Origin of the sequence: Caballeronia sp. Sq4a, assembly GCF_023170545.1 — a bacterium.
Classification (GTDB): Bacteria; Pseudomonadota; Gammaproteobacteria; order Burkholderiales; family Burkholderiaceae; genus Caballeronia.
This window is the reverse complement of record NZ_CP084252.1, coordinates 648,084-672,875: the sequence shown is the minus strand read 5'-3', so window position 1 is coordinate 672,875 and position 24,792 is coordinate 648,084. Positions and strand designations below refer to the sequence as shown.

Genomic DNA, 24,792 nt, shown 5'->3' with positions numbered 1-24,792 from the left:
CCCATGCTCCCTGAGTCGGAGACAGACGTCAGCCGTCGAAAGGATGCGCATCGTCGATCCGGGATCGCGTCAGTCGATACGCATGCTCATGTCTTCAGGCGCGGTCTTCCGCTCGCCGAGCATCGCCGCTATGCGCCCGATTACGACGCGCCGTTGCATGCCTACCTCGCGGAACTCGACGTGCATGGAATAACGCGCGGCGTGCTCGTGCAGCCCAGCTTTCTCGGCACCGATTGCGGCTATCTGCTGAATGCATTGCGAAGCGCGCGCGACAGGCTGCGTGGCGTCGCTGTGATCGAGCGCGATTGCGAACCGCATACGCTGGCCGATATGGCCGAAGCGGGCATCGTCGGTATTCGGTTGAATCTGATCGGCCACGCCGACAATCCGCTCGACCATTGGGTGAGCGCGCGCACGCTGGCTCATGTGCGGGAACTGGCATGGCATGTCGAAGTGCACGCGGAAGCAGGAAGGCTCGAAGGCATCGTCGCGCCGCTTCTCGAAGCGGGCGTCAATGTCGTCGTCGATCATTTCGGCAGGCCCGATCCCGCTCTCGGCGCGAGCGATGCTGGCTTTCGCCGTCTGCTCGAATTCGCGGGATCGGAGCGCGTATGGGTCAAGGTATCCGGGGCATACCGCAACTGGCCGGACCACGATGTCGTCGAGCGCGAAGCCCGCGAGGCATTCGATCTTTTGAGCGATGCGTTCGGGCTGCATCGCCTGATGTGGGGTAGCGACTGGCCGCATACGCAGTTCGAGAAGTCCGAGGAAATGTCGAGTGCGCTGGACCTATTGCACGCGCTGATCCCGGACCCGGAAGAACGCAACGTCGTGCTGACGCACACGCCCGCGAGCCTCTACATGTTCGATCACGAGGCCGCGAATCAGTAATCGCGCCGCGCATCTGGCAACACACTCCGACCCCGAAGATTGATTACATGACTCCTCTAGACATCGATTTATTGCTCACCGCGCTCTTCAGCGTGCTGGTGTTGGTCGCGCTCATCGTGTCGCGCATCAAGATGCATCCGCTTCTCGCGTTGCTCGTCGTATCCATCGGCGTGGGCTTCGCCACCGGCATGGAGCCGGGAAGCATCGTCAAGCATCTGACGAATGGCGCGGGAAAGACACTGGGCGCGGTGGGCGTGGTCATCGCGCTCGGCGCGATGCTCGGCAAGATCCTCGCCGATGCCGGTATCACTGAGCAGATCGCCGAAGCCATGCTAAAGCGCGCCTCCGACCGGATGATCCCGTGGGCCATGACGCTCGTGGCGTTCGTCGTGGGCATTCCGATGTTCTTCGAAGTGGGACTCGTCGTCATGTTGCCCCTCATCTTCAGCGTCGCGCGCAAGCTGGAAAGCCACGCCCGCTTCCAGGGCTCGGCCTATGTGTATGTCGGTGTGCCGGTGATTTCGGCGCTGGCCGCCATGCACGGCATGGTCCCGCCTCATCCGGGGCCATTGACCGCGATCGCCACGCTCAAGACTTCGGTGGGCCCCACCATGCTGTATGGCTTTCTGGCGGCGATTCCCGCGATGGTTCTGGGAGGCCCGCTCTATGGCGCGTTCATTTCACCGCGCATGAGCACGCGGCCCGATCAGGGCTTGCTGGACCAGTTCACCGTCGTGGAGCAGGCGCCCACGGACCGCCGGCCTGCCATCGGTCTCGGCGTGTTGGCTGCGTTGTTGCCCGCCATCCTGATGCTGGTTCATGCGGTCGCGGAGATGGTGTTGCCGAAAAGCTCGCCGATGCTGCATGTCGCGAGCTTCCTCGGCAATCCGCTGATCGCGATGTTGCTCGGCGTACTGTTCGCCGTCACGACCCTGGTCCTCGCCCGAGGAGGCGATGCCGAGAAGCTGCGCCACGCGCTCGGCACGAGTCTCAAGCCGATTGCATCGATCATCATGATCATCGCCGGAGGCGGCGCGTTTCAGGAGATGCTGACGAGCGCAAAGGTGGGCGAGGCCATCGTGCATCTGACGCAGCACTTCGCTTTTCCCCCGCTGATTCTGGGCTGGCTGATCGCCATGGCGCTTTCCGTCTCGACCGGCTCGGCCACGGTGGGTATCGTCGGCGCAGCAGGATTGCTGGCCCCGCTTGCCGGAGCCGATCCGAGCCTCAACTTGCCGTTGCTGGCCTTATCGATTGGCTGCGGCTCGCTGTTCTTCAACTACGCGAACCACGCCGGCTTCTGGATGGTGAAGGAATCGTTCGGCATGACGATGGGCGAGGCGACCAAGACTATCTCGGTGGTTCAATCCATCGTGGCGGTGGTCGGCCTCGTCATGGCGCTTGTGTTCAATGCGGTTATCGGTGTTCACTGACCGGCTCGCATGCGAGCTTTGAGCGACGGGCAGCGGACCTATGATGATGGCGGCAGGCTCTTCACCGCCACCGCTGCAATCGACCGGAAAGAGCCCGTCCGTCAGCTCGCCGCGACCACGGCGATCTCCACCAGCAACGCCGGCGACGCCAGTTGCGCTTGCACTGTCGCGCGCGTCGGCGCGCAGCCTTCGGGCACCCACGCGTCCCACACTTCGTTCATGCCCGCAAAATCGCGCTCAATGTTCGCGACCCACACTTGCGCCGACACCAGACGCGTTCTGTCGATGCCCGCCTTGTCCAGATAGCCATCGATCTTTTCGAGGACGCTGGCGGTCTGCCGCTTGATGTCGGGCGTCTGATCGGCGGACGTCTGCCCGCCGATGAACACGAGCCCGGCCGCCTTGACGACGCGGCTCATGCGCTGATTGGTGTCGATACGAACGATATCGCTCATTGAATGGCTCCTTTGCATGCGAGGTCCGCGCATGACGTGTGCATGCGCGGCGTTGTAAATAGATGGAATCAGTGCGCGACGAGCGTCGCGGCGTTCTCGCTCGGTGACGAAGCAGCGCGCTTGTCGAACCGGTCGATGGCGAACGCATCGAGCGAAAGGGAAGGCGCGCCGTCGAGCATGAGTTCGGAGACGAGCTTGCCGCAGCCCGGCCCGAGCTGAAAGCCGCTGCCGCAATAGCCGAATGAGTAGTACAGATTCGACGCGGCGCGGCTCGCGGAGATGACCGGCAGTTCGTCTTCGGTGAAGGCTTCGACGCCCGCCCACGCCCGATTGACACCGAGATGACGCAGATGCGGAAAGAGATCGGTGACGGTCTTCGCGCTCTTCACGAGGCGCATGAAGTCCACTTCGCCGTGGCGGTTCGCCAGCTCGGCAATGCCGATCAGCTTGCCGCCGATGACCACCGTGCCGTTATCGAACTGCTTGAACGACAGCGGCCGGCCCGTCGCGCCGAGCGTTGCGCGGCAGAAGGGCGCGACGCGATGCGTGACCATGAGCATGAGCCCTTCGGGATGCACGGGCACGATCTCGCCGGCCTGCTTCGCCAGCTCGCCGGACCACGCGCCCGACGCGATCAGCATCTTCTCGGCGCTGAACGTGCCGCGCGGCGTGTGCGCGGTCCATCGCGCGCCGCGTGGTTCGATGCGCTTGACAGGCGTGCCCTCCAGAAACCGCACGCCGAGCCGTTGCGCGGCGAGCCGGAATGCAGTCGTCGTGCGATACGGCAGCGCATATCCGTCGCGCTCGACCCAGATGCCGCCCGTCACGTGTTTCGCGAGCGCCGGTTCCAGTTCGAGCACGGTTTGCCGATCGATCACTTTCTCGTGCGTGAATCCATGCGCTTCGAGCAGCGCCACGCGCTCGCGGCACGCATCGAGTTCCGCTTCAGTTTCGGCGATCTTCAGTTGTCCCGATGGAACGAATCCGCCGTCTTCGCCGAGCAGTTCTTTCATGCCATGCCACATGTCCCGCGACATCAGCGCGAGCGGAATCTCGGGCAACGGACGTCCGAGCGTGCGCACGCCGCCCGCGTTGACGCCCGACGAGTGCCGCGCCACATAGTCGGCTTCGAGCACGACGACACGCGCGCCGCGCTTCGCGAGATGGAATGCGCTGCTGGTGCCGTGCAAGCCGCCGCCCACGACGATCACATCGGCTTCGCTGATCTCATTCACCGGCGAGTTCTCCGAGCGTGAGCGGCTTGATCGGCGGACGAATGCGGTAGTAGCCGACTTCGGCCGGCGACACGCGCCGCGCATCGGCAATGACCTCCGTTACCGTCAGCCCGCACATGCGGCCCTGACACGGCCCCATGCCGCAGCGTCCGAACGACTTCGCCTGATTCGGCCCGACGCAGCCCAGCTCGACGAACTGGCGCAACTCGCCCGCGGTGACTTCCTCGCATCGGCAGACGATCGTTTCGTTCTTCGGAATGCGGTTCGCATCGCGCGGACGATACAGCGAATCGAGGAACGGGCGGATACGCATGGCGCTTGCGAGATCACGCCGGAGCGACGCGGCTTCGAGATCGCGCCTGGCCGAATCGATCGCGCGGAGTTGCGCCGCCACCGCGACGCCCGCGAGCTCGCCTTGCAGCGCCGCCGCCTGCGCGCCGCCGATGCCCGCGCCATCGCCCGCGACGAAGATGCCGGGCACGTCCAGCTCGCCCCATGCGTCGGTTTTCGGCGTGAAGCAGAGTTGCGCAGGGTCCCAACGATGCGCCGCGCGCAAGGCCTGCGTGAACTGCGTGTTCGGTACGACGCCCTGATGCAGCAAGATCACGTCCGCTTCGATGCGATGCGCCGCGCCCTGCGTCGTGAAGCTGAGCGCGCTTGCATGCTCCACGCCGTCCGGGCCGATGCGCGATTCCACGCGCAGGTCGTCGGCGGCCTCGAACATGGGCACGCCCGCTTCGCGCAGCGTGCGCATCAAGTGCAAGCCTTTGCTCAGATACGGCCACGCGCGCAACGCCGACAGCATGTGACGCTTCGCGCGCCAGCGGTCTTCGTGGCGCGTCGTATCGACGAGCGCGCGAATCGGCACGCCCGCGCGAACGTATTGCCAGCCGAGCAGATACAAAAGCGGTCCGCAGCCCGCGAGAACCGGCGGCGCGGCGGGCACTTCACCCGCGCTCTTGAGAAGGATCTGCGCCGCGCCCGCCGTCAGCACGCCGGGCAGCGTCCAGCCGGGAATCGGGAAGGGCCGCTCCATCGCGCCGCTCGCGAGAATCACGCGCTGTGCCTCGAAGCTGCCGATCTTGCCGTCCTTCAGATAGTTGATGCCGCGCTCGCGCGTGACCTGCCACACGGTCGCGCCAGTCAGATGCCGCGCGCCCGATGACGCGAACGCCTGCGCGATCGCGCCGCCCGCCGCGTAGTCGGGACCGAGAATCTCCTTGCGGCGCGCATCCGCACGGCCGATGCCGCGATAAATCTGCCCGCCGGCGGCATCCTGTTCGTCGATCAAAACGGTCTTGAGGCCTGCGCGCGCCGTTCGCGTCGCGGCGCTCATGCCCGCGGGACCCGCGCCGATCACGACGACATCTACGGCTTCGGCGTTCGATGAGAGGAGGTTAGCGTCCATGCGCGTTCTCCAGCGATGCATCGGCAGTATCGGTATCGATGAATGGCGGCAGATCGCGCGCGCCTTCCTGCGAACGGATGCGCATGCCGGCCCGCACTTCGACCATGCAGCTCTGGCGGCTCGGCACGCCGTCGATCTCGACCAGACATTCGAAGCACGCGCCCATCATGCAATACGGCGCGCGCGGGGCGCCGGAGACCGGCGTCGCGCGAAACCGCGACACGCCCGCCGCGAGCAGGGCCGCCGCGACCGAGCGCCCGCCCGGCACGCTCAAAGCCTGACCGTTGAAGAAGATGTCGATGTTCGCGCTATCCGCGCCCGGCAACGGCTTGAAAAGCGAAGGTGTCGATGAAGTCATGTCGTGCTGGCTCAATGTGCGGAGATCAGTTCTTTGGCGTGCTCGAAGCGGCGCGCGGAGAAGGCGGGAAGCTCGTCGGGAATCGGCGCGCCGAGAATCCACGGGGCGATGCGCAGGGCGTGCGCGGCGGCGAGCGTCACGCCGCTGTGGCAGGTCACGACGAATGCGCCGGGATGCGCCTCCGACTGGTCATAGACCGGGAAGCCGTCCGGGCTGTAGACGCGCAAGGCGGCCCACATGCGAACGAGCCGCACGTGTTCGAGCAGCGGGAACGCGCGCACGGCGCGGCGGGCGATATCGGCGAGGACGTGTGTCGTCGTGAAGTCGTTGAAGCCGACTTCTTCCATCGAATCGCCGAATTGCAGGCTGCCTTCGTCGGTCTGGCGCACGTTGAGCGTCGGATAATGCAGGAACGGCGCGACGCGCTCGCTCACCAGCACTTGTCCGCGATTCGGCGCGACCGGCGCATTCAGCCCGACGAACGGCGCGAGCGTGCGATTGCCGAGGCCGGCCGCGAGCACCACGCGCCCGGCGCGATACGTGCCGCGCCTGCCGTGCACGACGAAGCCGTTTCTCTCCGGCACGATGCGCTCCGCGCGCTCGGCGGACACGAGGCGCACGCCGCGCGTCTGCATCGACGCGTGAAGGCCGCGCAGCAGCTTGAGCGGATTCACGTGGCCGTCCATCGGCGTGTAGCTCGCGCCGATCACCTTCGGTCCGATCTGCGGAATGCGCTCGCGCACTTCGGCGGCCGTCAGCATCTGATACGGGTAGTCGCCCAGTTCGGCTTGCAGCGTCGAGAGACGCTTCTCGCGGTCCGCGAGCTCGGCGTCGTTGAAGCAGAAGTGAAAGCCGCCGGGCTGACGCAGCGCCACATCGACGCCCGATTCGCCATGCAGCGATTCCGCGAGCGCGGGCCAGCGCGCTGCCGAACTGCGCGACCATCGCGCGTAGGGCGACAGGCCGTAGCCTTTGCCCTGAATCCACACGAGGCCGAAGTTGCCGCGCGAGGCGCGAAAGCCGCCGTCGTCTTCATCGAGCACGGTCACGCGCGCGCCTTCGCGGGCGAGGCCGTACGCGACGGCGGAACCCACCAGGCCGCCGCCGAGAACGAGTACGTCGGGACTAACAGAAGTCATCGGGCTTCTCCGATCAGGATACGGTCCAGTCCGACCATGCGGTCGAGCAGGATCATCAGGAGCACCGTGCCGACGATCAGCACCGCGGACACGCTCGCGACCAGCGGATCGATCGTCTGCGCGATCTGGTTGTACATGGCCACGGGCAGCGTGGTGGTGCCGGGCGTGGCGACGAAGATGGTCATCGTCAGTTCGTCGAAGCTCTGGATGAACGAGAGCACCCAGCCGCCCGCGACGCCCGTGCGGATCATCGGCAGCACGACGCGGCGAAACGCGGTGAAGCGGCTCGCGCCACAAGAAAGCGCCGCGCGTTCGGCATCGCGGTCGAGCCCCACCGCCGACGACAGCGCGAGCCGCAGCGCATACGGCAGCACGATCACCACATGCGCGCATACGAGCGACCAGAACGATCCCGACAGATTGAGCATCGACAGGAAGCGCAGAAATGCGATGCCGAGCACGACGGCGGGAATCATCATCGGCGAGAGAAAGAAGCTGGTGAGCGCGGCGCGGCCGGGAAAGCGGTAACGCGCAATGGCCAGCGCCGCGGGTACCGCGAGCAGCACGCCGATGGTCGCGGCCGCGAACGCGAGCTTGATCGACAGCCAGAACGCGGACACGATGTCGCCGTTCTCGATGATCGCGTGAAACCAGCGGAATGACGCGCCATCGAAGGGCATCGCAATGAAGCCCTTGTCGGTGAACGCGACGAGCATCACCACGGCGAGCGGCGCGAGGATGAACGTCAGAAAGAGCGCATTGAAGACGAGCGCGAGCGGGCCGTTCTGTTTCATGTGCGTGTCCTCGCGTTCAGTCGAAAATGTGCTTGAAACGGCGTTCCGCGAGACGGCTGCATCCCATCACGATGGCCACGTTCGCGATCAGCAGCAACACCGCGATGCTCGCGCCGAGCGGCCAGTTGAGCGTGCCGAGAAATTCGTCGTACGCGGCGGTGGCGACCACCTTCAGGCGCCGTCCGCCGATGAGCGCGGGCGTGGCGAACGCGGACGCCGACAGCGCGAAGACGATGATCGAACCCGACAGCACGCCCGGCATGATCTGCGGCAGCACTACGCGCCTGAACACCTTGAGCGGCGATCCGCCGAGCGAGCGGCCGGCCCATTCCATCTGCGGGTCGAGCTTCTGCATGTTGGCCCAGACGGACATCACCATGAACGGCACCAGCACGTGCGTGAGCGCGATGATCATGCCGGTCATCGTGAAGACGAGGCGGATGGGTTCATTGGTAACGTGCAGCGCCTGCAGCACGTTGTTGAGCACGCCGTTGTTGCCGAGCAGGATCTGCCAGCCGAGCGTGCGCACGACCACCGAGATGAGCAGCGGCCCGAGCACGATCAAAAGACACAGCGATTGCCACGGCTTTCTCATGCGCGCGAGGATGATCGTCTCCGGCACGCCGAGCACGATGGAGAGCAGCGTGACGCCGAACGCGAGGCCCGCCGTGCGCAGAAAGATCGTGCCGTAGTACGGGTCGCTCACGACTTCCCAGTAGTTCGCAAGCGTGTAGGCGGAGGTGACGCCCGCCGTATCGCTGAAGACGCGGAACGAGAGCAGCAGCGTGAGGACCAGCGGCACCAGCAGCAGGCCGGTGAAGAGCAGCAGCGCGGGCCCGGAGAGCAGCCACGGCGCCGCGCCGGGGCGGGCGTCGTCAAGCGTGGCCATGCTGCGTCTCCCTGCCTTCCTGCGTGAGCACGCGCAGATCGTCGTCGGTCCAGGCGAGGCCCACTTCATCGCCTTCCTCGGGCGGCGGCGCGCCGTGATTCGGCTGGGCGACGCGCAGCTTGCCGAGCGCGGTGTCGACTTCGAGCAGCCATTGATTGCCGACGAACACGCGCGTCGCGATGTGGCCTTTGATGCGCGCATCGCCGTTGGCGAGATGCACTTTCTCCGGGCGGATATAGACGTTCACCGCGCCATCCACCTGACGGCCTTCATGCGGCACATGCAGGTGCGTGCCGGCGACGTCGACCACCGCGCAGCGCGGATTGCGCAGCAGCACTTCGCCCGCGAACGCGTTCGTGCGGCCGAGGAACGTCGATGCGAACGCCGTCGCGGGACGCTCGTAAGCGTCGTACGGCGTCGAGAGTTGCGCGATGGTGCCGCGATGCATCACCGCGATGCGGTCGCTCATGGTCATCGCTTCGACCTGATCGTGCGTGACGAGAATCGTCGTGATGCCGAGGCGCTTCTGAATGGCGCGCAGTTCGATGTGCATTTCCTCGCGCAGCTTGGCGTCGAGATTGGACATCGGTTCGTCGAGCAGCAGCAGTTCGGGCTGCATCGCGATGGCGCGCGCAATCGCCACGCGCTGCCGCTGGCCGCCCGACAACTCCTTCGGATACCGGTGCCCGAGGCCTTTGAGCCGCACGAGCGCGAGCGCCTCTTCGATGCGTTCCTCGCGCTCCCGGCGCCTGACCTTGCGCATCTCCAGCCCGAAGCCGACGTTGCCCGCCACCGTCATGTGCGGAAACAGCGCATAGCTCTGAAACACCACGCCGATGCCGCGCTTCTCCGGGCGTTCGTTCGTGATGTCGCGACCGTCGAGTTCGATGCGGCCGGTCGTCGGCGTGACGAAGCCCGCGACCATCTGCAAGGTCGTGGTCTTGCCGCATCCGGACGGGCCGAGCAGGGACAGGAACTCGCCGCGTTCGACCGAGAGATCGAGCTGTTCGATTGCCGTGAAATCGCCGTAGCGTTTGGAGATGCCCTGAAGCGTCAGAAATGCCATGCGCGTGACTCCTTCGACAGATGCTCGTTTAGCGCTCGACCGTGCGATTCCAGCGTTCCGTCCATTCGGTGCGATGCTGGTTGATGGTCGCCCAGTCCACTGCGGTCAGCTTCGCCACCTGATCGGGACCATAAGGCACGCGCGCCGCGACTTCCGGCGCGAGCTTCACCGTCTTGTTGACCGGACCGAGGCCGATGTTCTGCGCTTGCAGCATTTGCACTTCCGGCGTCAGCAGGTACTGCACGAACTCCTGCGAGAGCTTCGGCTGCGCGTTCTCCGCGACCACGCACGCCGCCACCTGCAACGCGACCGCGCCTTCCTTCGGGTAGATGAACTTGAGCGGGAAGCCCGTGTTCTGCAATGCGACCGCGCGGCCGCTGCCGTAAGGCGCGAGAATCACGTCGCCGGACTGCATCTGGCCGTCCATCTCGCCGGGCGTCGGCGCCCACGAGAGCACGTTGGGCGCGACTTGCTTGGTCATCGCGGTGAAGCCGGGGTCGATGTTCTTCTCGCCGCCGCCCGACAGCCGCGCGAGCATGACGAGCGTGTGCAGGCCGTAGGTATTGGTGATCGGCGGCACGCCGAGCTTGCCCCTGATGCGCGAGTCTTCGAGCACCTTCCACGAATCGGGCGGCGGCAGGCCGGCCTTCTTGAACGCTTCCTCGTTATAGCCGATGCCCGTCGCCACCATGCCGACGCCGATCGCGCTCGGGCCGATCTTCGCGAGCGGATAGACGTCGTTCATGACGGGCGCGTCGTCGAGCTTCGCGCACAGGTTCATCTGCATGGCCTGATACATCGGGCCGTCGTCCATCACCGCGACATTGATCTGCTGATGCCCTCGTTGCGCCTGCAACTTCGCGAGCGTGTCGCTCGAATTGCCCGCCACGTAGACCACCTTCACGTTATGCGACTTCTCGAAGGCCGGGATGATCTTCTGCCGATAGAGCTGCTCGTTCGAGCCGCCTACGTTCGCGACATACAGCGTGGTTTCGGCGTGCGCGAGCATCGGCGTGGCGGAGGCTGCGGCGAGCGCCAGAGCGGTGATCGTGGGGCGAGCGGAAAGGGCGGACAGACGGCGATGCAACGCTCTTTTCATGACGTGATCTCCATGGCGGGGGGCGTGGGACGCGGGGTGTGGTCCCGTCGATGAATCGAGTGTCGCGCCGACAATTCATATCGTCCAATACAAATAAAATACTGACCCATGCACAGTTGATATACATTGGCTCGTCATCGTGGTCAGCACTTAGGGGAAAGCACGCATGAACCTGAAGCACATCGAGGCGTTTCGCGCGGTCATGGTGTCGGGATCGATGACGGCCGCAGCCAAGGCGCTCTTCACGTCGCAGCCGAACGTGAGCCGCCTGATCTCGCAACTCGAACGCGACACGGGCCTGCAGCTTTTCCAGCGCAGCGGCGTGCGGCTCATTCCGACGAGCGAGGGCACGGCGTTCTTTCGCGAGGTCGAGCGCGCGTTCGTCGGCTTGCAGGGCCTCGCCAACGCGGCGGCTCAGATTCGCAATCTGGGCAGCGGACGTTTGCGCATCGCGGCGATGCCATCGGCTGGCATGACGCTCGTGCCGCATGCGATCAAGCGCTTCGTCGCGCTCTTTCCGGACGTGACGGTCTCGCTGCATGTGAACACGTCGGGCACGGTCAATCACTGGACGGCATCGCAGTTCTGCGATCTCGGCGTCGCGGTCTATGTGAGCGAGGCGTCGGACTGCGAGGTCGAGCAGCTATCGAACGTGCCGGCTGTGTGCGTGATGCCGGCGAATCACCGGCTCGCGGCCAAGCGCAGCATTCGCCCGAAGGATCTCGAAGGCGAGTCGTTCATCTCGCTGTGTCACGGCGACGGTACGCGCGCCGCCATGGACGATGTGTTTCAGCGCGCGGGCGTCCAGCGCGTGCTCGCCATCGAGGCGCAATACACGGCGATGTGCTGCGAGATGGTCCGTCACGGCATGGGCGTGACGCTTGCGCATCCGATCGTCGCTCGGGACTTCGCGGGGCCGGAGGTCGTCATTCGTCCTTTCCTGCCGCAGACGCGTTTTCCGACGTATCTGCTGTTTCCGCCGCATCGTCCGCGCGAGCGGCTCGCGTCGGCTTTCGTCGAGGTGCTGCGCGAACTGCATGATGAATTGCTCGATGAGGTCGTCGAGACGGAGAGGAGGCGAGGGCGGGTGCGGGGCTAACCGGAGTATCGAAACGGGAAGCGCGAGGGGTTTCTGCCCGAAGGCGCTGCGCGCTTCCTCTGGTCGTTCAGTCCGATCTTGTCCGCTGTAATTAATAAGGACGTCGAAGCACTGTGATAGGCCGAGGTCCCGAGTCGAAGTTCGACTTGTGCATGGAGGGCTAGAACGGCTGGTCGTCGCTTATCCACGTTCAACTCGAAACCGGCAGAAGGCGGGTACGCGAGAGACCCCATGACCACTCGCCCGCCTACGTGCCGCACAACGATCACCATGTGCTCGTCGCACGACGTGCAGAAGCACGCATAGACCGCCCGCAAACAACCAAGGTCCGTTTCAGCATTAATTACCGCACGAGAGCGTTTGCGCGCGCTGTGATACCCTGCACTCCGTGCGACGGCGCGTTATCCGCATGAAACAGCGCGAACAAATTACCGGTCTCGGCTTTTGACATCAAGAAGGCCCGCGGCCCGCCGTAAAAACAGCTAGTGCCACGCGCACATTTCTTCTGCGGTCGAAGGTCAATCGTCATGCCGTATCCGGCGGACATCCCGCCACCGAAGCCTCACCTTTACAGACCGGGCGCTTACGCCCACACAAAGAACGGTCGCCATCGCGACGCGTTTCAGGATTTGCCAGATGAAACCGGTAAGGAATCTCTTTCGCTCGCGCTTTGGCCGCTTCGTCGCGTACGGCGTCGCTCTCGCCGCGCTGATCGCCACTGCGGGCGCCATCGCGTGGCGTCATCATGCCGATGCTGCGCACCACGAGCCGCTCGCGCTCGCCGGCGTGGCGAGCGCGATGCGCGCGGACGCGAAGCCGTGGACGCATCGCGAGAAAGACGTCTCTCAACTCATGGCCGATATCCGCGCCCGCGACGTGGCCGCCATCGGCGTGAGCCGCGATGCGATTCTCGTATCGACGCAGCGCGGCGAGAAGTACTACGTCGCCGACCATAACGGCGCTTTCTCGAATGCGCTCTTGATCGGCGATATGAAGTCCGGCGAAGCCACGTCATATCAACTCGTCTGGCTGCCGGACGCGAATGTGCAAACGGGCATGGCGCGATGGGACGACGACTTCAATCGCCTGCGCGATCTCCTGAGCATCCTGTTGCCCGTCGCGATGGTCGCCGGCTTGTTATGGTTCATGCGCCGCGAGATGCGCGGCGGCGCGCAATTGCTGGCGAAATCGCCGGCCATGCGCTTCGACGACGTGATCGGCGCGGGCGAAGCGAAAGCCGCGCTCGCGGACGTGCGCGCGTGGCTGACCGAGCCCGCGCAATTCACCGGCATGGGCGTGCGCGCGCCGTGCGGCATCCTCATGACGGGCGGGCCGGGCGTCGGCAAGACACGTCTCGCGCAGGCGCTCGCGGGCGAATGCGGCGCGAACTTCATCGCGATCACGGGCAGCTATTTCAGCGCGAAGTACTACGGCGTCGGCATTCAGAAGGTGAAGCATCTGTTCGAACTCGCGCGCAAGAACGCGCCGACGGTCATCTTCATCGACGAAGCGGACGGCCTCGGCAAGCGCACGGATACGGGCGGCGGTCCTGTGGAAGCGGAGAGCAACCGCATCATCAACCAGCTGCTTGCAGAGATGGATGGCTTCGCGTCGAACGAAGGCGTCATCATCGTTGCGGCGACGAATCACCCGGACAATCTCGACGAGGCGCTGCGCCGCCCGGGCCGTTTCGACCGGACCATCCAGGTGCGTTTGCCCGATATCGAGGACCGCGAGAAGATCCTGCGTTTCTACGCGGCCAACCTGAAGACGAAGGCGGGCGACATCGACTTCACGCAGCTCGCGCGACTGACCACGGGCTTGTCGCCGGCCACGCTCGCGATGATCGTGAATCAGGCGGGTCTCGTCGCGCGCAAAGCCGGCGATACGGAAGTCGCGGCCGATCATTTCGTCGAAGCGATCAAGATCGCGCGCATCGGCGACATCAACGGCGCGGAGCGCGCGCTGTCCGACGACGAACGCACGCGCATTGCCATTCACGAAGCCGGGCATGGGCTGGTTGCGGCGCTGCTGAACACGGGCGTGCTCGAAGAAGTCACCATTCTGCCGCGCGGCGGCGCGCTCGGCGTCGCGCTCATCACGAAGGCGCAGGACAAGCATCTGTATCGCGAGACCGAGATGCGCAACGAGATTCAGGTGCTGCTCGGCGGACGCAACGCGGAACTGTTGATGTTCAACGAGGCATCGAGCGGCGCGGCGCAGGACTTGCAGGAAGCATCGCGCATCGGGCTGGATATGGTCTCGAAGTTCGGCTTCAATAACGACGGGAATCTGTTCAGCCTCGCCGCCTTGCCGCAACAAGTCGCGGGCCTGCAGTTGAAGACGGCGATCGGGCACGCGAACGAGCTTCTCTCCGACCTGAACGATGCCTGCTTTGCATTGCTCAAGGCGAATGAGCCGGTGCTTCGCGCGATTGCGGATCAACTGCTCGAATCGGAGACGGTTCCTGGCGAGACGGTGTATCGGCTGATTCGCGAACATGCGGCGGCGGTCGAAGCGGTTGACGAGGTGCTCGCGGCTTAACCCGTTGCTCGCGGTGCATCATCACGTTAAGCGGTGATGCACCTTGCTCTCTGCTCCGATGGCACGCCGCGCGCGCGGCTCGTCATGATTCGCGCGAGGCGCGCGCATCGGCGCGATAGGCTTGCGTGAGTCCGTCGTAGCCCCAGCTGTCTTTCGGCACTTCGTGAATCACGACATAGCTCACTTCCGACAGCGTGTTGCCGATCACCGATTTCAGCAGTGCGTTGGCTTCACGGATGAAGCGCGCCTTCTCTTCCGCAGTATTCGTCCCGGCACTGACGATGGCATCGACCTGCGCGGCGCATGCGACCGGCTCGCCACCGACGGTCCAACTCTTCGCGGGCACCTGTTCGACGAGGACGCCCACGAGAGGCCCGACTTTTTGAAGGACATCGACCATCAACGCAGTGATGCCTTCCTGAATCGCTTTCACCTGATGCTGCGCGAGCGGTTCACCGATCGCTTTGACGCTGATGAAGGGCATGGCCATTTCTCCTTGTTCGATGCACACGCGGCGCGTTGCGTATCGAAACGATAGGGCTGCGCGCCGCTTCGAGCAATTTGAAAGTTTGGAACTCATCCATTCATCGAATCGAACCGTCGCTCAGCGCACCGCTACGGCGGCAAGCTCGTCGCGGATCGTTTCGGTCACGATATCGGTCAGCTTGGTGACAGCGGCCGTGGGTTCGGCTTCAGCGCGATGCAGCGCGAGCGGAGCGAGCGGAAGGGCGGGCAAGCCGGTTGTCACCGGGTCCAGCGCAACGAGCGATGACGGCATCTTCAGGGCGGTGCGAACGGTGATGCCGAGGCCGCCCTCGACCGCAGCCCAAAGCCCCGAAAGACTGGGACTGGTGAACACGAGCCTCCACGACAGGCCGGCTGCATCCATTGCATCGACGGCGGCCGAGCGGAACGTGCAGGGCGGCTCGAACGCCACGAAGGGCAGCTGCTGCCCGCCAAGACTTTCCACGCCACCCCAATCAGGCCGCCCGACCCACTGGATGGGCACGGCCGCCACGCGTTCGCCGTGCGGCGACGCGTTGCCGTCTCCCCAGACGAGCGCGACATCGAGCGCGCCGGAGAGTGTCTTCTCGATGAGCGACGCGCTTCTATCCACCTGGACCTCGACGCGAACCTTCGGATGCGCTCTCGCGAACCGGCTGAGGACCGCCGGCAGCCAGCTTTCCGCGAAGTCCTGCGGCAAGCCGAGACGCGCCCAGCCTTCGAGGTCCGATCCTCTCACGGTTTCCACTGCTTCGTCGTTGAGTTCGAGCAAGCGCTTCGCGTAGCTCAGCAGACCTTCACCCGCTGTCGTGAGCGCGAGCCCGCGCCCGGACTTCTGCACGAGAGGCCGGCCGATCTGATCCTCCAGCCTGCGCAACTGCGTGCTGATTGCAGATTGAGAGCGGCCGAGGCGCTCCGCCGCGCGCGCGAAGCTGCCAAGTTCGAACCCGGTGACGAAGGTTCTCAGCACATCCATGTCGAGATTGGTTCGCGTAGGCATCGTTCGATTTCGCAGATGCGACAGTTCGTAAGTTTCAAATTTACGGAATGATCATCCGGCCGTATTGTTTGCACGTCAAGTAGCAGAGACGCCCACAGTCTCGTAACCGGAGTGAACAAGCCATGCCGCTCATCCGCATTTCTCTGATCAAAGGCAAGTCCACCGCGCATATCCGAGCCATTAGCGAAGGCGTGCATCAGGCGCTAGTCGAGGCGTATGGCGCGCCGGCCGACGATCGGTTCCATCTCGTTCATCAACACGAGCGCGACGAGTTCATCTACGACAGCGACTATCTCGGGATTCATCGCACCGATGACCTCGTCGTGATCAACATCACGGCCGGCAATTGGCGCGACACCGCGCAAAAGAAGGCGCTGTTCAAGGCCATCGCGAACAATCTCGCGGCGAACCCGGGCTTGCGTCCGGAGGACGTGCTGGTCGTGTTGCAGCCGAACGCGCGCGACGAATGGTCTTTCGGCAATGGTTCGGCATCCTATGTAAAGGATGATGCCGGCGGATGAGGCGGACGAGCGGCTGCAGGCCGCTCACAGGTTGCGCCGCAACAGCCGAATCGAACGTTCCGTCGGTTCGACGCGCTCTTTCGCAGTGCATATCTTCACGCATTGCACTTGATTCGCGCATTGACTATGCTACGGTGCATTCGGTAGGCACCACTGCCTGTCGACACTGTGGCAGTTTGGGAGGACCCGCATGTCAGTATCGGTCGTAATTCCCGCTTACAATGCGCAGGACTTCATACGAGTCGGAATCGCATCGCTGCAAAAGCAGACGCTCGCGCCACTCGAAATCATCGTCGTCAACGACGCCTCGACCGACGATACCGCGAAGGTCGTGGAGGCTGCGTCGAGAGAAGACAGCCGCATTAAGCTGATCAATCTCGCCGAGAACGTGGGGCCCGGCGGCGCGCGCAACGCGGGCATCGAGAAAGCCCGCGGTCAGTGGATCGCGCTTCTCGACGCCGACGACCGCTTCGCTCCTGAACGGTTAGAGCGGCTCGTGCGCCTCGGGAACGATACCGGGGCCGATATCGTGACGGACAACCTGCTGATCTACGATGCAGTCGCACAGGAAGTCGTCCGGCCCGGGTTCCGCCGAAGAGGAAGCGAGCCGCACTTCCAGGTCACGCTGGATAGCTTCCTCTACAACGCGGCAGGGGAATCGACCGAATGCGACTTCGGCCTTCTCATGCCGCTATTTCGCCGCGACGCGCTGGTGAATCGGGGGCTGCGCTATCCCGTGAGCTTGCGTCATGGCGAGGACTTCCACTTGATGCTCGACGCGCTGCTAGCCGGCTGTGTCTGGGTATGCACCAACGATGCCTACTATCTCTACACGGAGAGAATGGGCTCGATCAGCAAGACCGCATCCGGCATGAGCCGTACACGGGTGAACTACAGCGCGATGAAGACGGCCACCGATCAGCTGTTGTCGCGGCCCGCAATCGGTGGCAATCCACGTTTGCGGGCGCTCGTCGCTCGCCGCTCGAAAAGTCTCAGGTGGCTCGATGCAAAAACGAAGCTCGTCTCGATGCGCAAGTCCGAAGGCACTGCAAGCGTGCTCAAAACATGCGCGAGCGACCCGTGGATTGCATGGAATGTCGGCCGCTTTCTGCTTCGCCGCGTATCGCGAAAGCTGAACTCGCTCGGCCACGCCACCTTCAGTTCCACAGGCTCGCGGCCGCTGCGTTAGTTCGCGCAGTCAGGATCAGACCGACGCCGTTCTGAACACGGCCATCGTCGACTTCAACTGCTCGGCCTGATCCTGCAGCGACCCGGCCGCCGCAGCCGCCTGTTCCACCAGCGCTGCGTTTTGCTGCGTGACTTCGTCCATCTGGCTAATGGCCTGATTCACCTGTTCGATGCCGCGGCTCTGCTCGTTCGATGCAGACGCGATCTCGTCCATGATGTCGGTCACCTTCTGGATTGCCGCGCTGATCTTCGTCATGGTGTCGCCGGCGCGGCCGACGAGTTGCGTGCCCGCGTGAACGCGCGTGCTGGACGCCTCGATCAATTCGCGAATCTCTTTCGAGGCCGTGGAAGACCGTTGCGCGAGACTGCGCACTTCGCCCGCCACCACCGCGAAGCCGCGGCCTTGCTCGCCCGCGCGCGCCGCTTCGACGGCCGCATTCAACGCGAGGATGTTGGTCTGGAACGCGATGCCTTCGATCATGTCGATGATCTCGCCGATCTTGTGCGAGCTATGCTCGATCTCGGCCATCGTGCCGACCACTTCGCCGACGATCGTGGTGCCTTCCTTCGCGACGTCCCGCGCCGTGCCGGCGAGGCCGCTCGCCTGCCGCGCGTTCTCCGAGTTGTGCTTCACGGCCGCGGTCAGTTCTTCCATGCTCGCCGCCGTTTCCTGAAGCGACGCCGCCTGCTGCTCCGTGCGCGACGACAGGTCCGTGTTGCCGACCGCGATCTCGCGGCTCGCGCTCGCAATCGCGTTGGCCGACGTCTTCACGCTCTCGATCGCAGTAAGCAATTGGGCACGCATGCGCGCCATCGAATACATGAGACTGGAATGGTCGTCCGCCTGAGTCGCGACATCGACGGTGAGGTTGTTGTCCGCGATCTGGTTAGCGACTTCCGCCGCGTACGAGGGCTCGCCGCCCATCGACCGCAGAATGCCGCGATTGAGCCGCGACACGACCACGCACAGCACCAGCGCGATCACCGCGAGCACGCCGAGGCTCCAGCCGAGCGACGCGTAGAAGGCGGCGTTGATGTCGTCGATATACACGCCCGTCACGATGAGCCAGTCCCACGGCTGATACATCGAGACATACGACATCTTCGGCAGGATCTGGTTGCTGCCGGGTTTGGCGAAGGAATAGTAGGTGTAGCCTGCGCCCTCGCGCTTGCCCACGTCGATGATCTCGCGGTACAGATAGACGCCGTTCGGGTCCTTGAAGTCCATCATGACCTTGCCGACGAACTCAGGCTTCATCGGATGCACGAGCACCTTCGCCTGCGAGTCGAACACGCTGAAGTAGCCGTTGTCGCCGAAGCGAATGTCGCGGATCGCGCTCAACGCGCCCTGTTTGGCCTGATCTTGCGTGATCGCGCCGCTCGCCGCTTGCTGCGCGAACTCCTTGATGATGCTGTTCGCGACTTCCGTCGCGTGCTTGATGTCGAGCTTGGTTTGCTCGGTGCGTACGGCGCGCATGCGGAATGCGTCGGCCACGGAGATTCCTGCCAGGCACGCAAGGCTCAGGAGCAGGGGCAGCCAGAGTTTTCTAGAAAAAGTCATGCGAGTCGTCGTTTCGTTGATGTTCGCTCACGGCCCAGCGCGGGACGAGCGGCCTCTGGGCTGTAATAACGGAAACGATTGCGCCGACTTGATAGCGTGCTAAAAATAGACAGATCGTGCGGAAAAAGCGGCAGGCTCGCTTTCGCCTGCCGCCGTTTAGCCGCGCTCAGTTCGGCGTGTTCCGCACGCGCCGATGCTCCGGCTCTTCCGCCGCGACGGTGGCGCCGGTCTTGTCGTTGGGGACGTCGCCGTGCTGCCATGTGTGCGCGTCGGCGCCCACCTGACAGTCGCCCTGGCTCAGCGAGAGCAGCACCGGAATCGACTTGTACGCCGGCGTGCCGCTGCGCGCATCGTTGTCCGAGAGCGACACGAGACAATTGGCTTCCGGATAGTACGCGGCGATGGACCCCTGCGCGATATCGAACGCGACCGCAGTGAGTCCGCACAGACGGCGCGAGCCGCCGACGCTCACCGTGCTTTCGATCGTCTCCAGATCGACGAGATCGCCGTGCTGAAGCCCGCGCGCTTCGAGATCGCGTTCGTTGACGAACACCACGTCGCGCCGACCCGTGATGCCGCGATATCGGTCATTGAAGCCGTAGATCGTCGTGTTGTACTGATCGTGGCTGCGGATGGTCGCGAGAATCAGCGCGTCGCTGCGGTCCACGCGCGGGTCCATCATCACGCCCTTATGCGCGATGAAGCGCGCGCGTCCCTCGGGCGTATCCCAGCGGCGCGCGGCGGCGGCGTTGAAAAGGCGGAAGCCGCCCGGGTCCTGAATGCGCTCGTTGTAGCGCTCGAACTGCGGAAACACTTGCTCGATGAGATCGCGGATGCGGTTGTAGTCCGCCACCCAGCCGTCCCAGTCGAGCGACGGATCGTCGAGCGTCGCTTTCGCAATGCCCGCGACGATGGCCGGTTCCGAGCGCAGATGTTCGGACGCGGGCGGCAGCGACCCGCGCGACGCATGCACCATCGACATCGAATCTTCGACCGTGATCGACTGCGGCCCGCTCTCCTGCACATCCAGTTCCGTGCGGCCGAGGCACGGCAGCAGGATCGTTTCCTTCGCGACCAGCAAGTGCGAGCGATTCAGCTTCGTCGCGATATGCACGGCGAGGTCGAGCTTGCGCATGGCCTCGTAGCAGACGGGCGTATCCGACATCGCTACCGGCAGATTGCCGCCGAGCGCGATGAGCGCCTTCGCGCGGCCATCGCGCATCGCTTCGATCGCCGAGATCGCGCCGTGACCGTGTTCGCGCGGCGGCGTGAAGCCGAACACGCGCCCGAGCGAATCGAGCATTTCCTGATGCGGTATTTCGGTGATGCCGACGGTGCGATCGCCTTGCACGTTCGAATGGCCGCGCAACGGGCAGATGCCCGCGCCGTCGCGGCCCATGTTGCCGCGCAGAAGCAGCAGGTTGACGATCTGCTGCACGTTGGCCGTGCCGCTGTGGTGCTGCGTGATGCCCATGCCATAGCACGCGATCACTGCTTTCGCATTCGCATACAGGTTGCCGATGTGCTCGATCTCTTCGCGCTCGACGCCCGACGCGCCGACGATCTGGTCCCACGAAGTGGCGTCGATGTCGGCGATCAGTTCGTCGATGCCGCTCGTGTGTTCGTCGATGAACGCGCGATCCAGCACGCCTTCGCCGCCTTGCGCCTGGCTCTCGCGGTCGAGCGCGAGCACGGTCTTCATCATGCCTTTGAGGAATGCGACATCGCCGCCAATGCGCACCTGAATGTAATCCGTGGCGATGGCGGTCGAGCGGCCCGTCACCATTTCGACCGGGTCCTGCGGCGAGGCAAAGCGCTCCAAACCGCGCTCGCGCAGCGGATTGAGCACGACGATCTTCGCGCCGCGCCGGGCGGCCGCGCGCAGCGTCGCGAGCATGCGCGGATGGTTGGTGCCGGGATTGTGTCCGATGCAGAAAATCGCGTCGCAGTGATCGAAGTCCGCGAGCGTCACCGTTCCCTTGCCCACGCCGATGGACTCGGGCAAACCGACGCTCGTCGGCTCGTGGCACATGTTCGAGCAATCGGGGAAGTTGTTGGTGCCGAAGCGCCGCGCGAACAGTTGATACAGGAACGCCGCTTCGTTCGATGCGCGGCCCGAGGTATAGAACTCCGCCATGTTCGGGTCCGGCAGCGCCCGCAACGACTGGCCGATGCGCTCGAATGCTTCGTCCCACGAGATCGGCAGATAGCGGTCGGACGCGGCGTCGTAGCGCATGGGATGCGTGAGCCGTCCTTCGTCTTCCAGCGCGAAGTCGTTCCACGTCCACAGCTCGCTGACGGTGTGGCGTCCGAAGAATTCGGGCGTCGTGCGCTTGGTCGTGGCTTCCCACGAGACGGCCTTCGCGCCGTTCTCGCAGAATTCGAACGACGACGTGCTGCGCGGGTCCGGCCACGCGCAGCCCGGACAATCGAAGCCCGCGGGCTGGTTGACTTTGAGGAGCATCGTCGCTTCGCGCGCGACGCCCATTTGCTGCTTCAGCGCCCGCGCGACGGCCTGCAACGCGCCCCATCCACCCGCCGGTCCGCCATACGGGCCTACGCCCGGAACTTCTCGCTTGCTCATTACTGCTCTCCGTTATCCGACCTGCGGATGGCAGCAATGCTTATGCCGGTCTGCGTTTGGGCGCGTCGAAGTGACTCGACCGCTTCGGCAGGCGTCAGGACTTCGGGTCGGGCTCGGCTTCCGTGTTGGTGCCGGTCTTGCCGTTGCTGCGGTTCGTTACTGCGCCGGTCTCGTCGAGCACGTCGTCGAGATCGTCGTCAGATTCGTCGGATGGCGCGCCGGATGGCGTCGACATCCACAACACGGCCGCTACGGGCGAGCGACGCAGGGGCAGGGGGAGCGGGGTCATGGCGTTGTCCTTGGTAGTGGTCATCGCCTGTCGTGCAGCAAGCCCTCTGCCTGCGCCGCGAATGCGGCTCGCAACGAATACGTTCAGTCAGGCGCGTTCACGGTCAGCGTCCAGCGCGTGCCGCCGCCTTGTGCCGATTGCATCGTCAGTTGGCCGCCGAAGCTGCCGACGATGCGTCGGACCGTGCTCAAGCCCGTGTTCTCGCTTGCGCCGGGGGCATAGCCGCAGCCGTTGTCGCTCACTTCGATCGCCACGCCCGCCGCCGTGCGCTGCATGGCCACGCGAATCTCGCCCGCGCAGCCAACGAAAGCATGCTCGACCGCGTTGGCGACCAGTTCGTTGACGACCGTGCCGATAGCCGCGCAGGTGTCGATCGGAAGCGTCGCCGCGCCGCGTTCAAGCGCCAGCGCGAGCGAGACGTCATGGCCGGGGAGATCGTAGAAGTCTTCGAAACTCGCGCTCATGTTTTCCAGATACGCGCCGAGATCGACGCTTTCCTCATGCTCGCCGAGGCCCAGCAGATGATCGTAGAGCGATGCCATCGCGAACACGCGGCGCTCCACTTCGCGATAGCCCTTCTGGACCGCGGGGTCCGCGCACTCGCTCGCGCGCCGTTCGAGGAGCGCGGTAATCATCTGGAAATTGTTGCGGATGCGGTGCTGCTGCTCGCGTAGGAGCGCGGCCTTCGCGTCGCGTTCTTCGGTCAGTTCCTCGTGCCGTTGCCTCGACTCGATGCCTTCCGCGAGGATCGCCGCAATCGAGGCGAGGAACGAAAGGTGAGATGCGTCGACTTCGTGCTGCTGGTCGTAATCCACTTCGAGGATGCCGTACGGTCCCTCGGCGCCGATGAGCGGCAGGCTCACCGATGTCACGACGCGGTATTCGCGCAGGATCGCGGGCGCGCGCGCGCCGCGTTCGGCGGGCACATTGGCGACGACGACCGGCCGCGCCGAAATCAGCGCCTCGCCGGGCGGATTGCCGGCTTCCGCCGTGCCCGCTTCGCGCCCGATCGCCGTGGCGTCCATCCCGACTTGAGCCTTCACGATGAGCGCGTTGTCGGCGCGCTGAAGTTCGAGAACCTTCGCCATCGGCGATGCGCAGCCGGTCGACGCGGCCTGTGCGGCGGCCTCTTGCAGCCGCGCTATCGAACGTTCGCCCTGGAATGCGTCGTGCAAACTCGCGAGCGCTTTTCGCTGCCGCAGGAGCACGGCCACCGGCACGGTCTCGGTCTCCGAGAACGCGAGGGTGTCGATGCAGGCGGCCCACGTGGCTTTGCGCGCGAAGCTCATGTGCTCTCACGGTGTGCTGGCGGTTCAGCCATTCTAATGACTGGTTGCGGCCGGCGCTTGCGTCCTCGCATAGCCGACCTTGCGCGCCTGCGCCGAACCGGAAAAACCGACCTTTGCCCTGGACCGTGCGATGCCGTCCGCAGCACGCCGTTACCGGTAACGTAAGCGAATTGCGCGCGCTAGCACCAGTCGCTATACTGGCTCCGCGATTGCGGTGGCCTGACCACCGTGATTGGCCTGACCGCAGGACGAATCGAGCAGACTAACTGAAAGCAACGCATCCGCACCGCGTGCGAATGCGTCTGAAGGGGCGTGCCGATGATCGAGTCGCGTCGCGCCGCTCCACAAGAAGAATGAAAGGAGACGAACAGATGTTCCGTAAAGGAATGCCGGTCAAGGCCGCGCTCACGCTCGCCGTTTGCGCGCTCGCTGGGGCTGCCCACGCGCAGGTCGCCGCGGGCGATACGTCGCAAAAGAAGATCGCGCTGTCCAACAGCTTCGCGGGCAACGCGTGGCGGCAGTCGATGCTCAAGAGCTGGAACGCCGTCGCGCAGCAGGCCGTCGCCGACAAGAAGGTCGCCGCCGCGCCCGCTTTCACGACCGCCGAGAACCAGGTGACGGAACAGGCGCAGCAGGTGCAGAACCTGATTCTTCAGGGCTATAACGCGATCGTCATCGACGCCGTTTCGCCCACCGCGCTCAACGGAACGATCAAGAAGGCGTGCGCCGCGGGCGTCGTCGTGGTGTCGTTCGACGGCGTGGTCGACGAACCCTGCGCGTATCGCGTGAACTTCGACTTCAAGGGCTGGGCGGAGCAGGGCGTCGACTATCTCGCGACGCGCCTGAACGGCAAGGGCAACATTCTCGAAGTGCGCGGCGTGGCGGGCATCTCCGTCGACAACCTGATGCACGAAGGCGTGCTCGAAGGGCTCAAGAAGCATCCGGGGATGAAGCTCGTCGGCTCCGTGAACGGCGACTGGACGCAATCGGTCGCGCAGAAAGCCGTCGCCGGCATTTTGCCGACGCTGCCGCAAGTCGATGGCGTCGCCACCGAAGGCGAGATGTCGTTCGGCATCGCGCAGGCGTTCAAGGCCGCGAATCGTCCCGCGCCGCCGATGATCATCGGCAGCACGTATCCCGAACTCCAGTGGTGGAGCGAGCAGACGAAGACGGGCTATCAGTCGCGTTCGCTGTCGAATCCGCCGGGCGCGGTGTCGTTCGCGTTCTGGGTCGCGCAGCAAGTGCTCGCGGGCAAGAAGATCCCGAAGGAAGTGACCATCAACGTGCCGCTGCTCGCCATTTCGCAGCAGGAGCTGCCGGCCAAGCTCGCCGCGACGCCGCCGGGCGGCCTGGCCGACGTGACGTACACGCTGCCGCAGACCGTGGCCTTGCTCGACAAGAAATAAGCACGACAGACGCAGGACAGACGCCACGCATGGAGGCATG

General features: G+C 64.6%; 22 protein-coding genes. 7 read left to right on the top strand and 15 right to left on the bottom strand.

Going from position 1 to position 24,792, the window contains the following annotated elements; translation table 11 throughout:
• The first annotated feature begins 3 nt into the window (after positions 1 to 3).
• Positions 4 to 891, top strand: a complete 888-nt coding sequence (locus LDZ24_RS22625; RefSeq protein ID WP_248323461.1) for an amidohydrolase — start codon at positions 4 to 6, stop codon at positions 889 to 891.
• Between the two features lie 47 nt (positions 892 to 938).
• Positions 939 to 2,324 carry a GntP family permease gene (locus LDZ24_RS22620; RefSeq protein ID WP_248323460.1) on the top strand — a complete coding sequence of 462 codons (1,386 nt, stop codon included), beginning with the start codon at positions 939 to 941 and terminating at the stop codon, positions 2,322 to 2,324.
• A gap of 101 nt (positions 2,325 to 2,425) precedes the next feature.
• Here LDZ24_RS22620 and LDZ24_RS22615 read toward each other — a convergent pair whose 3' ends face one another.
• From LDZ24_RS22615 to LDZ24_RS22575, 9 genes are all read right to left on the bottom strand, one after another.
• Positions 2,426 to 2,779 (bottom strand): RidA family protein, encoded by a 354-nt coding sequence (locus LDZ24_RS22615; RefSeq protein ID WP_248323459.1) that lies wholly within the window; start codon positions 2,777 to 2,779, stop codon positions 2,426 to 2,428.
• Positions 2,780 to 2,847: 68 nt separating this feature from the next.
• Positions 2,848 to 4,014 (bottom strand): FAD-binding oxidoreductase, encoded by a 1,167-nt coding sequence (locus tag LDZ24_RS22610; RefSeq protein ID WP_248323458.1) that lies wholly within the window; start codon positions 4,012 to 4,014, stop codon positions 2,848 to 2,850.
• Positions 4,007 to 5,422 carry an FAD-dependent oxidoreductase gene (locus tag LDZ24_RS22605; protein ID WP_248323457.1) on the bottom strand — a complete coding sequence of 472 codons (1,416 nt, stop codon included), beginning with the start codon at positions 5,420 to 5,422 and terminating at the stop codon, positions 4,007 to 4,009. Before LDZ24_RS22605 ends, LDZ24_RS22610 begins: the two co-directional genes overlap by 8 nt.
• Positions 5,412 to 5,780, bottom strand: a complete 369-nt coding sequence (locus LDZ24_RS22600; RefSeq protein WP_248323456.1) for a (2Fe-2S)-binding protein — start codon at positions 5,778 to 5,780, stop codon at positions 5,412 to 5,414. Before LDZ24_RS22600 ends, LDZ24_RS22605 begins: the two co-directional genes overlap by 11 nt.
• Before the next feature lie 11 nt (positions 5,781 to 5,791).
• Complete coding sequence (locus LDZ24_RS22595; protein WP_248323455.1) at positions 5,792 to 6,919, bottom strand: FAD-binding oxidoreductase; 1,128 nt, start codon at positions 6,917 to 6,919, stop codon at positions 5,792 to 5,794.
• The gene (locus LDZ24_RS22590) at positions 6,916 to 7,713 is read right to left on the bottom strand and encodes an ABC transporter permease (protein WP_248323454.1); all 798 of its coding nucleotides are present in this window, start codon (positions 7,711 to 7,713) and stop codon (positions 6,916 to 6,918) included. Before LDZ24_RS22590 ends, LDZ24_RS22595 begins: the two co-directional genes overlap by 4 nt.
• A gap of 16 nt (positions 7,714 to 7,729) precedes the next feature.
• The gene (locus LDZ24_RS22585) at positions 7,730 to 8,602 is read right to left on the bottom strand and encodes an ABC transporter permease (protein WP_248323453.1); all 873 of its coding nucleotides are present in this window, start codon (positions 8,600 to 8,602) and stop codon (positions 7,730 to 7,732) included.
• Positions 8,589 to 9,668, bottom strand: coding sequence for an ABC transporter ATP-binding protein (locus tag LDZ24_RS22580; RefSeq protein ID WP_244851727.1), 1,080 nt, complete (start codon positions 9,666 to 9,668; stop codon positions 8,589 to 8,591). The genes LDZ24_RS22585 and LDZ24_RS22580 overlap by 14 nt, the downstream gene beginning before the upstream one ends.
• A gap of 28 nt (positions 9,669 to 9,696) precedes the next feature.
• Positions 9,697 to 10,767, bottom strand: coding sequence for an ABC transporter substrate-binding protein (locus LDZ24_RS22575; protein ID WP_248323452.1), 1,071 nt, complete (start codon positions 10,765 to 10,767; stop codon positions 9,697 to 9,699).
• A 166-nt stretch (positions 10,768 to 10,933) separates the two neighbouring features.
• On the opposite strand from LDZ24_RS22575, the gene LDZ24_RS22570 reads away from it, so the two are divergent.
• A complete protein-coding gene (locus LDZ24_RS22570; RefSeq protein ID WP_248323451.1) occupies positions 10,934 to 11,866 on the top strand; it encodes a LysR substrate-binding domain-containing protein in 933 nt (310 codons plus the stop codon).
• A 636-nt stretch (positions 11,867 to 12,502) separates the two neighbouring features.
• Complete coding sequence (locus LDZ24_RS22565; RefSeq protein WP_248323450.1) at positions 12,503 to 14,410, top strand: AAA family ATPase; 1,908 nt, start codon at positions 12,503 to 12,505, stop codon at positions 14,408 to 14,410.
• Positions 14,411 to 14,492: 82 nt separating this feature from the next.
• Here LDZ24_RS22565 and LDZ24_RS22560 read toward each other — a convergent pair whose 3' ends face one another.
• Both LDZ24_RS22560 and LDZ24_RS22555 read right to left on the bottom strand, forming a co-directional pair.
• The gene (locus LDZ24_RS22560; RefSeq protein WP_248323449.1) at positions 14,493 to 14,894 is read right to left on the bottom strand and encodes a tautomerase family protein; all 402 of its coding nucleotides are present in this window, start codon (positions 14,892 to 14,894) and stop codon (positions 14,493 to 14,495) included.
• 120 nt (positions 14,895 to 15,014) lie between these two features.
• Positions 15,015 to 15,914 carry a LysR substrate-binding domain-containing protein gene (locus LDZ24_RS22555; RefSeq protein WP_248323448.1) on the bottom strand — a complete coding sequence of 300 codons (900 nt, stop codon included), beginning with the start codon at positions 15,912 to 15,914 and terminating at the stop codon, positions 15,015 to 15,017.
• A 122-nt stretch (positions 15,915 to 16,036) separates the two neighbouring features.
• Between LDZ24_RS22555 and LDZ24_RS22550 the strand changes: the two genes are divergently transcribed.
• Both LDZ24_RS22550 and LDZ24_RS22545 read left to right on the top strand, forming a co-directional pair.
• Positions 16,037 to 16,435, top strand: coding sequence for a tautomerase family protein (locus LDZ24_RS22550; RefSeq protein WP_248323447.1), 399 nt, complete (start codon positions 16,037 to 16,039; stop codon positions 16,433 to 16,435).
• A 190-nt stretch (positions 16,436 to 16,625) separates the two neighbouring features.
• A complete protein-coding gene (locus LDZ24_RS22545; RefSeq protein ID WP_248323446.1) occupies positions 16,626 to 17,624 on the top strand; it encodes a glycosyltransferase family 2 protein in 999 nt (332 codons plus the stop codon).
• Positions 17,625 to 17,639: 15 nt separating this feature from the next.
• Here LDZ24_RS22545 and LDZ24_RS22540 read toward each other — a convergent pair whose 3' ends face one another.
• From LDZ24_RS22540 to LDZ24_RS22525, 4 genes are all read right to left on the bottom strand, one after another.
• The gene (locus LDZ24_RS22540) at positions 17,640 to 19,184 is read right to left on the bottom strand and encodes a methyl-accepting chemotaxis protein (RefSeq protein WP_248323445.1); all 1,545 of its coding nucleotides are present in this window, start codon (positions 19,182 to 19,184) and stop codon (positions 17,640 to 17,642) included.
• 166 nt (positions 19,185 to 19,350) lie between these two features.
• A complete protein-coding gene (locus tag LDZ24_RS22535; RefSeq protein WP_248323444.1) occupies positions 19,351 to 21,768 on the bottom strand; it encodes an FdhF/YdeP family oxidoreductase in 2,418 nt (805 codons plus the stop codon).
• A gap of 94 nt (positions 21,769 to 21,862) precedes the next feature.
• Positions 21,863 to 22,057, bottom strand: a complete 195-nt coding sequence (locus LDZ24_RS22530; protein WP_248323443.1) for a hypothetical protein — start codon at positions 22,055 to 22,057, stop codon at positions 21,863 to 21,865.
• 83 nt (positions 22,058 to 22,140) lie between these two features.
• Positions 22,141 to 23,346 (bottom strand): sensor histidine kinase, encoded by a 1,206-nt coding sequence (locus LDZ24_RS22525; RefSeq protein WP_248323442.1) that lies wholly within the window; start codon positions 23,344 to 23,346, stop codon positions 22,141 to 22,143.
• A 371-nt stretch (positions 23,347 to 23,717) separates the two neighbouring features.
• Here LDZ24_RS22525 and LDZ24_RS22520 point away from each other — a divergent pair, with 371 nt between their 5' ends.
• Positions 23,718 to 24,752, top strand: a complete 1,035-nt coding sequence (locus LDZ24_RS22520) for a substrate-binding domain-containing protein (protein WP_206470401.1) — start codon at positions 23,718 to 23,720, stop codon at positions 24,750 to 24,752.
• Positions 24,753 to 24,792: the final 40 nt, after the last annotated feature.

Bases quoted from the DNA above. Each gene is read 5' to 3' on its own strand.
- LDZ24_RS22625 (WP_248323461.1), top strand. From the start codon at position 4: ATGCTCCCTGAGTCGGAGACAGACGTCAGCCGTCGAAAGGATGCGCAT.
- LDZ24_RS22540 (WP_248323445.1), bottom strand. From the start codon at position 19,184: ATGACTTTTTCTAGAAAACTCTGGCTGCCCCTGCTCCTGAGCCTTGCG.
- LDZ24_RS22535 (WP_248323444.1), bottom strand. From the start codon at position 21,768: ATGAGCAAGCGAGAAGTTCCGGGCGTAGGCCCGTATGGCGGACCGGCG.
- LDZ24_RS22615 (WP_248323459.1), bottom strand. From the start codon at position 2,779: ATGAGCGATATCGTTCGTATCGACACCAATCAGCGCATGAGCCGCGTC.
- LDZ24_RS22530 (WP_248323443.1), bottom strand. From the start codon at position 22,057: ATGACCCCGCTCCCCCTGCCCCTGCGTCGCTCGCCCGTAGCGGCCGTG.
- LDZ24_RS22570 (WP_248323451.1), top strand. From the start codon at position 10,934: ATGAACCTGAAGCACATCGAGGCGTTTCGCGCGGTCATGGTGTCGGGA.
- LDZ24_RS22595 (WP_248323455.1), bottom strand. From the start codon at position 6,919: ATGACTTCTGTTAGTCCCGACGTACTCGTTCTCGGCGGCGGCCTGGTG.
- LDZ24_RS22600 (WP_248323456.1), bottom strand. From the start codon at position 5,780: ATGACTTCATCGACACCTTCGCTTTTCAAGCCGTTGCCGGGCGCGGAT.
- LDZ24_RS22580 (WP_244851727.1), bottom strand. From the start codon at position 9,668: ATGGCATTTCTGACGCTTCAGGGCATCTCCAAACGCTACGGCGATTTC.
- LDZ24_RS22550 (WP_248323447.1), top strand. From the start codon at position 16,037: ATGCCGCTCATCCGCATTTCTCTGATCAAAGGCAAGTCCACCGCGCAT.
- LDZ24_RS22590 (WP_248323454.1), bottom strand. From the start codon at position 7,713: ATGAAACAGAACGGCCCGCTCGCGCTCGTCTTCAATGCGCTCTTTCTG.
- LDZ24_RS22520 (WP_206470401.1), top strand. From the start codon at position 23,718: ATGTTCCGTAAAGGAATGCCGGTCAAGGCCGCGCTCACGCTCGCCGTT.
- LDZ24_RS22575 (WP_248323452.1), bottom strand. From the start codon at position 10,767: ATGAAAAGAGCGTTGCATCGCCGTCTGTCCGCCCTTTCCGCTCGCCCC.
- LDZ24_RS22545 (WP_248323446.1), top strand. From the start codon at position 16,626: ATGTCAGTATCGGTCGTAATTCCCGCTTACAATGCGCAGGACTTCATA.
- LDZ24_RS22585 (WP_248323453.1), bottom strand. From the start codon at position 8,602: ATGGCCACGCTTGACGACGCCCGCCCCGGCGCGGCGCCGTGGCTGCTC.
- LDZ24_RS22525 (WP_248323442.1), bottom strand. From the start codon at position 23,346: ATGAGCTTCGCGCGCAAAGCCACGTGGGCCGCCTGCATCGACACCCTC.
- LDZ24_RS22620 (WP_248323460.1), top strand. From the start codon at position 939: ATGACTCCTCTAGACATCGATTTATTGCTCACCGCGCTCTTCAGCGTG.
- LDZ24_RS22605 (WP_248323457.1), bottom strand. From the start codon at position 5,422: ATGGACGCTAACCTCCTCTCATCGAACGCCGAAGCCGTAGATGTCGTC.
- LDZ24_RS22565 (WP_248323450.1), top strand. From the start codon at position 12,503: ATGAAACCGGTAAGGAATCTCTTTCGCTCGCGCTTTGGCCGCTTCGTC.
- LDZ24_RS22555 (WP_248323448.1), bottom strand. From the start codon at position 15,914: ATGCCTACGCGAACCAATCTCGACATGGATGTGCTGAGAACCTTCGTC.
- LDZ24_RS22560 (WP_248323449.1), bottom strand. From the start codon at position 14,894: ATGCCCTTCATCAGCGTCAAAGCGATCGGTGAACCGCTCGCGCAGCAT.